Source organism: Holdemanella biformis DSM 3989 (genome assembly GCF_000156655.1).
In the GTDB taxonomy this organism is placed as follows: domain Bacteria; phylum Bacillota_I; class Bacilli_A; order Erysipelotrichales; family Erysipelotrichaceae; genus Holdemanella; species Holdemanella biformis.
In genome coordinates this window covers 336,270-337,751 of the sequence record NZ_DS996841.1, presented here as the reverse complement: position 1 = coordinate 337,751, position 1,482 = coordinate 336,270, and the positions used below count along the sequence as shown (strand labels likewise).

Genomic DNA, 1,482 nt, shown 5'->3' with positions numbered 1-1,482 from the left:
TTAAACAGACTTTTGATAAAGTTGATGATTTTATCGAACCAACCCTCAGATTGTGCTTTGTTGATAAGTCCAGATAATTGATTTTTCAAATTACCAGACAATTTGTTTAATTGTTCCAATACTTCTTGTGAATCGATGGCTGAAGTATTTTGGTATTTCTTGGCAAACGCAATTAATTTATCAATATCATCTTGTGAGATGATGTCACTTAAATTAAATTTCTTTAAAGCGTCTGTTACAACTTGTTCGACTTGTTCAGCTGTTGCAGCGCTTCCTTGATTTTTTTTGATTTCGGCAAGTTCTTGTTTGATTTCAACCATAGCTTGATCTAAGCGTCCAGAATCAAAATTTGAATTATCTGCATTATTTTCGGCAATTTCATTTGTCGTTTCAAGTTCATCTTGGGCAACTTGAGTACGATCTAAATCTAATGTTTCGCCATTGGCTTCTAAAGCTTTATAAACACCAGTTAATGCAGATTCTCCCGTTACTTTTGAAACAGAAGCTACATCAATTTCAACATCGCTAACACCAGCTGTGATGGCGGCATTGGCATATTGGTTTGAAGTGATTTTTGTGATGTTATCTTCTGTGATGATCTTTACTTTGACGCCTTTTCCTGCATCTTGTTTTTGCACCATAACACTTGAAATCAAGCTAGATGTATCGCCGCCTGCAATTCCAAGGTAGTTATATAGATCATTGGCATCAACGCTTGTTTCATATACGTTATTTGTATCTTCAATATCGAAGAGATTGCGTGTACTTTGAATTTGATCATTCGTTAAACCACCACCATATACAACGGTTGGTTTACCCCACTTTTCATCAATGACAGATGTATCGATTGCGAATACATTTGTGGCACAAGCTGAAACACCCATTACAACTGCAAGGGATGCGCCTAATAATTTATTACATTTAAACATATTTTGTTCTCCTTTTATTTTCTAATACGTTATAAGTGTATATTAACTTTAATTTTTGTGCAAAAGTTTTGAATCTTATGTGAAATTTTGTTATACTTTTATGGTAAGTTTAAGCTAACCGGAGGGATAGAAATGCAACTAACACAATCTCAGGAAGATTATTTAGAAACAATATATGTATTAAAGTCTCAACAAGACAATGTTCGTGCTATTGATGTAGCTGCGGCTTTAGGTTTTTCTAAACCGAGTGTTTCACATGCTTTAAAGGACTTGAAAGAAAAAGAATTGATTTATACAGATAAAACAGGATATATCTTTTTTACAGAACAAGGCCAACTACAGGCAACTCAAGTGTATGAAAGACATGTTTATTTTAAAAATCAATTGCTACATGCGGGTGTAGAACCGATTCTTGCAGAAGAAGAAGCTTGTCGTATGGAACATACAATTAGTGAAGAAAGCTTTAAAAAATTGAAGGGCAATAAATGCGTTCGATCTTGTATTGATTGTAAGGGTGATGGCTGTAAATAAAAAGGCGTGAAAAATCACGCTT

The 1,482-nt window shown here is 34.1% G+C and carries 2 protein-coding genes; one reads left to right on the top strand and one right to left on the bottom strand.

Features of this window, described 5'->3' with window-relative positions:
- Positions 1-929, bottom strand: a 929-nt coding sequence (locus tag EUBIFOR_RS03170; RefSeq protein ID WP_003864474.1) for a DUF1002 domain-containing protein, incomplete at its 3' end; no start/stop codon positions are given.
- A gap of 132 nt (positions 930-1,061) precedes the next feature.
- On the opposite strand from EUBIFOR_RS03170, the gene EUBIFOR_RS03165 reads away from it, so the two are divergent.
- The gene (locus EUBIFOR_RS03165; RefSeq protein ID WP_003864473.1) at positions 1,062-1,460 is read left to right on the top strand and encodes a metal-dependent transcriptional regulator; all 399 of its coding nucleotides are present in this window, start codon (positions 1,062-1,064) and stop codon (positions 1,458-1,460) included.
- Positions 1,461-1,482: the final 22 nt, after the last annotated feature.

Bases quoted from the DNA above. Each gene is read 5' to 3' on its own strand.
- EUBIFOR_RS03165 (WP_003864473.1), top strand. From the start codon at position 1,062: ATGCAACTAACACAATCTCAGGAAGATTATTTAGAAACAATATATGTA.